General features: G+C 60.5%; 6 protein-coding genes and 1 pseudogene. 6 read left to right on the top strand and 1 reads right to left on the bottom strand.

Annotation, left to right across the window (positions count from 1 at the left end; translation table 11 throughout):
• The 6 genes and pseudogenes from B3M58_RS03385 to B3M58_RS03360 all read left to right on the top strand — a co-directional run.
• A pseudogene (locus tag B3M58_RS03385) lies at positions 1–270 on the top strand (restriction endonuclease subunit S); the annotation flags it as partial.
• A 43-nt stretch (positions 271–313) separates the two neighbouring features.
• Positions 314–886, top strand: coding sequence for a DUF6932 family protein (locus B3M58_RS03380; protein WP_296217154.1), 573 nt, complete (start codon positions 314–316; stop codon positions 884–886).
• Positions 883–1,815, top strand: coding sequence for a hypothetical protein (locus B3M58_RS03375; protein ID WP_296217153.1), 933 nt, complete (start codon positions 883–885; stop codon positions 1,813–1,815). Before B3M58_RS03380 ends, B3M58_RS03375 begins: the two co-directional genes overlap by 4 nt.
• An 11-nt stretch (positions 1,816–1,826) precedes the next feature.
• Entirely contained in the window at positions 1,827–2,792 is a 966-nt protein-coding gene (locus B3M58_RS03370; RefSeq protein ID WP_296217152.1) for a Fic family protein, read from the top strand.
• Between the two features lie 5 nt (positions 2,793–2,797).
• Entirely contained in the window at positions 2,798–5,980 is a 3,183-nt protein-coding gene (locus B3M58_RS03365; RefSeq protein ID WP_296217157.1) for a type I restriction endonuclease subunit R, read from the top strand.
• A gap of 171 nt (positions 5,981–6,151) precedes the next feature.
• Entirely contained in the window at positions 6,152–6,586 is a 435-nt protein-coding gene (locus B3M58_RS03360; RefSeq protein WP_296217150.1) for a CBS domain-containing protein, read from the top strand.
• A gap of 82 nt (positions 6,587–6,668) precedes the next feature.
• Here the strand turns inward: B3M58_RS03360 and B3M58_RS03355 are convergent, their stop codons facing one another.
• Positions 6,669–6,971 (bottom strand): hypothetical protein, encoded by a 303-nt coding sequence (locus tag B3M58_RS03355; protein ID WP_296217148.1) that lies wholly within the window; start codon positions 6,969–6,971, stop codon positions 6,669–6,671.
• Positions 6,972–6,980 lie beyond the last annotated feature (9 nt).

Here is a 6,980-nt window from a genome sequence, read left to right as displayed (position 1 = left end):
CGAGTCAGCGTGGAATCCGCACATACGATCCACGGTGCAACGGTCAATCGTATTGCTCTCAAGGCTTTTCCAGGCTACCCGGTGCTCAATCCGCCCGAGCCTTTAAAGTCGGCATTCGTTGATGTTGCGGCACCGCTTTGGGCTGCTATTCACGAGAACCAAGCGCAAGCTCAAACCCTCACCCAGCTACGCGACACCCTCTTACCCCGCCTAATCTCCGGGCAACTGCGCCTTCCCGCCGAAAAGCTGGCCGAGCAGGCCGTGGCCTAACTATGCTTGCCCGTCTGAACCCCGAGCACTCAAGGATGAATACATGATCCCTGCATGGAACCTGGCCGGTGTATTGCCGCCGATCCATCCCGGCGAGGCCGGACATAGCGTGAGCCGCTCACCCTATCGGGTGGCGTTGGCCGAGGTGGTCGAGGGCTTTTCCGGTTCCGCGCAGCGCGTGGGCATTCTCCAGGGCCTGCTGGACTATCGGGCCGCCTTGCATGCCTTGGGCATTGTTCGTGGGTTTCAATGGTTGGATGGCAGCTTTATGGAGCACGTGGAAGTGCTGGAGTCCCGCCCGCCGCAGGATATGGATGTGGTGACCTTCTTCCATCTGCCGGCCAATGAAACCCAGGCCAGCCTGGCAGCCAAGGCCGCGCATCTATTTATCCCCGCACAGACCAAAGCCAATTATTTACTGGATGCCTACCCGTGCATCCTTGGCCAGCCCACCGAGCCGCGCCATGTGCAGCAGATTGCCTATTGGTACAGCATGTGGTCGCACCGGCGTAACGGCGTATGGAAGGGTTTTGTGCAGGTAGACCTGGCACCAGAGGATGATCAGGTGGCAAGGCGTATGCTTGAGTTGGTACAGGGTGGAGGGGTGACGCCATGAGTTACGACGAATACTTGGCCATCGCGGGCGAGATCGATCAGCTACAAGCCCTGTTGGCGCAGATTCCGCAGGACAGTGTGCTTGAACGCATGGGGCTGGAAGCACGCTTGGCGTCGGCACAGCAACTGATCGCAGGGCGCGCACCCGAGCAATTGAGCCACAAGGCCAAACTCACCTTCCGTGGGCGACCCGTGCTGGGTAGCCATGGTATCGCCGCAGATTTTGCCGGTAAGGCGGCGGGCGTCTTTTCCGATGCGGTGGCGGCGGTGGCGGCTGGCATTGGCGAGAGCCTGCGCTATATGGGGCCTATCCCGGATAAAAGCAAAAATCAGTTGTTGATTACCGGCACGGCTATCGGCTCGTTCGGTTTCGAGTTCGAGCTGCCCAAACCACAAGACCACGACCTGTTTCCCGAACCGAGCAAGGCGGAGGATGCGCTGGCGAAAATTCAGGCGCTTATGCGCCAAGCCGCGCAGGGCAGCGATGATGAAGTGGCCGAACTGGTCGAGGACATTCACCCGCGTGCGGTGCGCAAGGTCGCCGAATTTCTCGGTTACCTGCAGCAGCAGGATGCTTGGTGCGGGCTTGAGTTCAAGAACCAGTATTTTCGCTTTCAGGATATGGCCCAGCTCAAGCGGTCTGCCGCGCGCTTGCAGGAGGACAATATCCACGAAACCGAAGAGGAGTACCGGGGCGAGTTCCAGGGCGTATTGCCTGCCAGCCGCACCTTCGAGTTCAAGCTGGGCGATCAGGCGGTGATTCTCAAGGGTAAGGTCGATACCGCCATCGAGGATCCTGATGTGCTCAACCGCGACTGGTTACACAAGCCCGCGCGGATCAAACTGAACGTCATCCAGGTCGGGCAAGGGCGGCCGCGCTACACGTTGCTGTCATTGGATGCACTACAGCCATTGGCTTCAGGGGGCTAGCCTTCTGCCCTATGCCTGATTATCAGCCGCCCTACCAACTCACCGCCCGCATCCTCCAGCAGGTCGCCAGCATCTGCGAGCTGCTCGGGCGTTGGTCGGTCACGGGCGTTGCCTCGCTGTCGCCCCATCTGCGCCGCGATAACCGTATCCGCACCATCCATGCTTCCCTGGCCATTGAGCACAACACCCTGTCGCTGCAGCAGATGACTGCCGTACTGGATGGCAAGCGCGTGCTCGGCCAACCACGGGAGATTCAGGAGGTGCGCAATGCCTTTGTCGCCTATGAGCAACTGCCCCAGTGGCAGCCCGAGCGTGCCGCTGACCTGCTGGCGGCGCATAAAACCCTGATGCTGGGCTTGGTGGATGGGCCAGGCCAGTATCGCCAGGGCGGGGTGGGCATTTATCGCGGTGAGGCGCTGGTGCATATGGCGCCGCCGGCCAACCGGGTGCCTGAGTTGATGGGCGGCCTGTTGCACTGGCTGGGCTCCAGCGACGCCCACCCGCTGATTGCCAGTTGCGTGTTCCATTACGAGTTTGAATTTATCCACCCCTTCGACGACGGCAATGGCCGTATGGGGCGCTTGTGGCAGACGTTGATTTTGAGTCAGTGGCAGCCGCTATTGGCTTACCTGCCGGTGGAAACCCTGGTGCATGCGCGCCAGGCGACGTATTACCAGGCCTTGAGCGAGGCGGACCAGCGCGCCGAGGCCACGCCCTTTATCGAATTTATGCTGCAAGCCTTGCTCGATGCCCTGGGCGAAACCCTGGCGACAGGTTCGGAGAAAGGTTCGGAAGAAAGTTCGGAGAAGATTCTTGCGCTGCTGCGCAGCGAACCGCGTCTACCGGCCCGTGTGCTGGCCGAGCGCCTGGGCATCAGCCCACGGGCGGTGGAAAAACAGATTGCCAAGCTGCGCGAGCAAGGGCGCTTGCGGCGTATTGGCCCGGCCAAGGGTGGCCATTGGGAGGTTATGCAGTGAAGGTTATTACGGAAGACCTGCTGGAGCAGCTGTGCCTGGAGTGGTTCCGCGAGGGCGGTTATGAGATCGCCTATGGGCCGGATCTATCCCCGGACGGCGAGGCGGCCGAGCGTCTGGATTATCGCCAGGTGATTCTTAGTGGTCGCCTGTTGGCCGCGCTGGTGCGTATCAACCCGCATATCCCGCCTGCCGTGCTGCAGGAGCAGGTGGTGGAACTGCTTGGCAAGGCGCAAAGCCCGGTGCTGATTCACAACAACCGGCAGTTCCAGCGCTGGCTGCTGGAGGGTGTGCCGGTGCAGTACCGCGATGCTGACGAGATGCAGCATGACCACGCGCAGTTGGTGGACTTCCAGCTGCCGCACAACAACCAGTTTTTGCTGGTCAACCAGTTCACCCTGTTGGGCAGCAAGGGCAACCGTCGCCCGGATTTGCTGGTGTTTATCAACGGCCTGCCGATGGCGGTGATCGAGCTGAAAAACCCCGGCGATGAGAACGCCGATATCTGGGATGCCTGCAATCAGTTGCAGACCTACAAAGAGGAAATCCCCGAGCTGTTCCTGTTTAACCAGGCGCTGGTGATTTCCGATGGCATCACCGCACGGGTCGGTTCGCTGACCGCCAACAAGGAGCGCTTCCTGCCCTGGCGCACCATTCACGATGAGCACGACAAGCCGCTGCTGTCTTACGAGCTGGAAGCGGTGGTGCGCGGCTTTTTCCAGCGCGAGTTGTTTCTCGACTATATCCGCCACTTCGTGCTGTTCGAACAGGACGGCGACCGCTTGATCAAGAAGATCGCCGGTTACCACCAGTTCCATGCCGTGCGCGAGGCGGTGCGTGTCACCCTTATTGCCTCGGTGCCCGAGGGCCAGACGCAGCAGGAGCGCGCCAGCTACGGTAAGGGCGTACAGCCCGGTTGCCGCAAGGCTGGAGTGGTGTGGCATACCCAGGGCTCGGGCAAGAGCATCTCCATGGTCTGCTATGCCGGCAAGCTGTTGCAGCAACCGCAGATGCAGAACCCGACGCTGGTGGTGGTGACCGACCGCAACGACCTCGACGGCCAGCTGTTCGACAACTTCAAGAGCGCCAAGATGTTGCTCAAGCAGGAGCCGGAGCAGGCCAACAGCCGTGAGGAGCTGCGCGAGATGCTGGCGTCGCGGCAGTCCGGCGGCATCATCTTCACCACAGTGCAGAAGTTCTCGCTGCTGGAAGATGAAGAGCAGCATCCGCCGCTGACCTCGCGCAGCAATGTGGTGGTGATTTCCGACGAGGCGCACCGCAGTCAGTACGGCCTGAAAACCCGTTTGGTGGAAGTAAAGGACAAGGCCAGTGGCGAAGTAACCGGCCACAAATATGTGAGTGGCTACGCCAAGCACCTGCACGATGCCATCCCCAATGCCACCTTTATCGGCTTCACCGGCACGCCGATTGCCAACGAAGACAGAGACACCCAAGCGGTGTTCGGCGGTTACATCAGCATCTACGACATTCAGGACGCCGTGGACGACGGTGCCACCGTGCCGATCTACTACGAAAGCCGGTTGGCCAAGCTGGACATCAACCAGGCCGAGATCGAGCGGCTCAACGAGGATGTCGAGGAGATCATCGAGGACGAGGAAGACATCTCCTACCGCGAGAAAACCAAGAGCCAATGGGCGGCCCTGGAAAAACTGGTGGGTGCCGAGCCACGCATTCAGCAGGTGGCTGCCGACCTGGTGCAGCATTTCGAGGCGCGCAGCGCGGCCCTGGATGGCAAGGGCATGATCGTCGGCATGAGCCGGGAAATCTGCGTGCACCTGTACAACGCCATAATCGCCTTACGGCCCGAATGGCATAGCGCGGACCTCGACCGCGGTGCGATCAAGGTGGTGATGACCGGCTCGGCCTCCGACCGCGAGCTGCTGCAGCCGCACATCTACAACAAGCAGCAGAAAAAGACCCTGGAGAAACGCTTCAAGGACGCCAACGACCCGCTGCGCCTGGTGATAGTGCGCGACATGTGGCTGACCGGCTTCGATGCGCCCTGCGTGCATACCATGTATGTGGACAAGCCGATGAAGGGCCACAACCTGATGCAGGCCATCGCCCGGGTCAATCGAGTGTTCAAGAACAAGCCAGGCGGGCTGGTGGTGGATTACATCGGCATCGCCAACGAGCTGAAAAGCGCGCTGAAGACCTACACCGACGCCAACGGCAAGGGCCAGCCGGCCAACCTGGCGCAGGAAGCCTTCGCCCTGCTGGTGGAGAAAGTCGATGTGCTGCGCGGCATGTTCGCCACCGAGGTGGACGGCGAGAAGCTCGATATTGGCGCCTACGCGACCAAGGCCACCTTGCTGCTGGTGCCGGCGGCCAACCATGTACTGGGGCTGAATGACGGCAAGAAGCGCTTCCTCGACCTGGTGTTGGCGATCAGCAAGGCTTTCGCCTTGTGCGGCACCCTGGACGAAGCCGAAGAGTACCGAAAGGAAATCGCCTTTTACGCGGCGGTGAAGGCGGTGATTACCAAGTACACCACGGTCGATAAAAAACTCACCGAGGAAGAAAAGAACTCCGCACTCAAGCAGATTCTCGATAACGCCGTAATTGCCGAGGGCGTGGCGGACATCTTCGAACTGGCCGGCTTGGATAAACCCAATATCGGTCTGCTCGACGATGACTTTATGGCCGATGTGCGCAATATGAAGAGCAAGAACCTGGCGGTGGAGCTGCTGGAAAAATTGCTGCGCGATGAAATCCGTTCCCACACCCGCAACAACGTGGTGCAGGAGAAGAAATACAGCGACCGGCTGCTGGAAAGCCTGCGCAAATACCGCAACCGCGCCATCGAAACCGCCCAGGTCATCGAAGAACTGATCGCCATGGCTAAGGAGTTCCAAGAGGCGCTCAGGCGTCATGAAGAACTTGGGCTGAATGAAGATGAGTTGGCGTTCTACGATGCCCTGGCCAATAACGAGAGCGCTGTGCGGGAGTTGGGTGACGAGGTACTGAAGCAGATCGCCCATGAACTCACTGGCAAGCTGCGCAGCAGCACTACTGTGGACTGGCAGGTGCGCGACAGCGTGCGCGCCAAGCTGCGCAATCTGGTGCGCATCACCCTGCGCCGCTACAAGTACCCGCCGGATAAGGCTGATGAGGCCATCGAGCTGGTGCTCAAGCAAGCCGAGGTGTTGAGCCAGAACTGGTCTAGGTAGGCCGTGGCCTGGGCGCCTGCTGCTAGGCTTAGGATTGCAGTAGGTGCCGCCGGTTGTTGCGTCGAAGTCGCCCAGATGCTCTGATTCTGTCGTCAGGTTGGCTACGCTCTTCAACGCAGCTGTCCTCGCGCCATCCTCCATTGCCAGAAGACCAAGACAGGGAGCCACTGCATGAAAACAGTCGCCGAGATTCTCAGAGCCAAGCCACATGCCGCCGTCTACAGCGTCGGCCCGACAACCACGGTGCTCGACGCGGTCAAACTGATGGCCGAGAAAGGCATTGGTGCGCTGGTGGTATTGGACAACGGACGCCTGGCGGGGATCGTCAGTGAGCGTGACTATGCCCGCAAGGTGGCGCTGCTGGAGCGCTCGGCCTTCAGCGCCAAGATCAGCGAAATCATGACCGCCGATGTCATCACCGTTGGCCCACGCGACACCTCGCAACACTGCATGCAACTGATGACCGACCGCCATCTGCGCCACTTGCCGGTGCTGGCCGAAGGCGAACTGATTGGCCTGTTGTCGATTGGCGACCTGGTCAAGCACACCATCGCCGAGCAGGCCAGCCTGATCCAGCAGCTGGAACAGTACATTCGCGGCGAGTAGTCGGTGCGCAGCCAGGGTGCGCCGAGGCACGGCGCAACCACGGACAGACCCGATGGAGACGCCGAACAGGTCAGGGAGCGGTTTAGCTGGCCGACCCGCGCCTGATCCGCTGGAGGATCCAGCATGTCGCACGCTTGCTGATGCTAACCAGCAGAACCGGCAGCATGAGATAGAGCGCGAGGATGCTCAGAACCTGCGGCCAGAAGATCGTATCGATATCGCGTACATAGCAGTCGGTAAACGCTCGCGGGCAGCCGATATAAAGCTTGTACAGGCCAAGGCCAAGCTGGGTCGCGACGGCGATGGCGAGCACCATCAGCGATACGCTGATGGTGGTTAGCCGCGGCTTGAAGCGCGTTTTTCCAAGCACTTTAGGTGTTCTCAATCGGCGCTC

It is taken from the genome of Pseudomonas sp. UBA2684, assembly GCA_002354655.1.
In the GTDB taxonomy this organism is placed as follows: domain Bacteria; phylum Pseudomonadota; class Gammaproteobacteria; order Pseudomonadales; family Pseudomonadaceae; genus Aquipseudomonas.
Note: the sequence above shows the minus strand (reverse complement) of the source record. Positions and strands in the feature narration are given on the sequence as shown.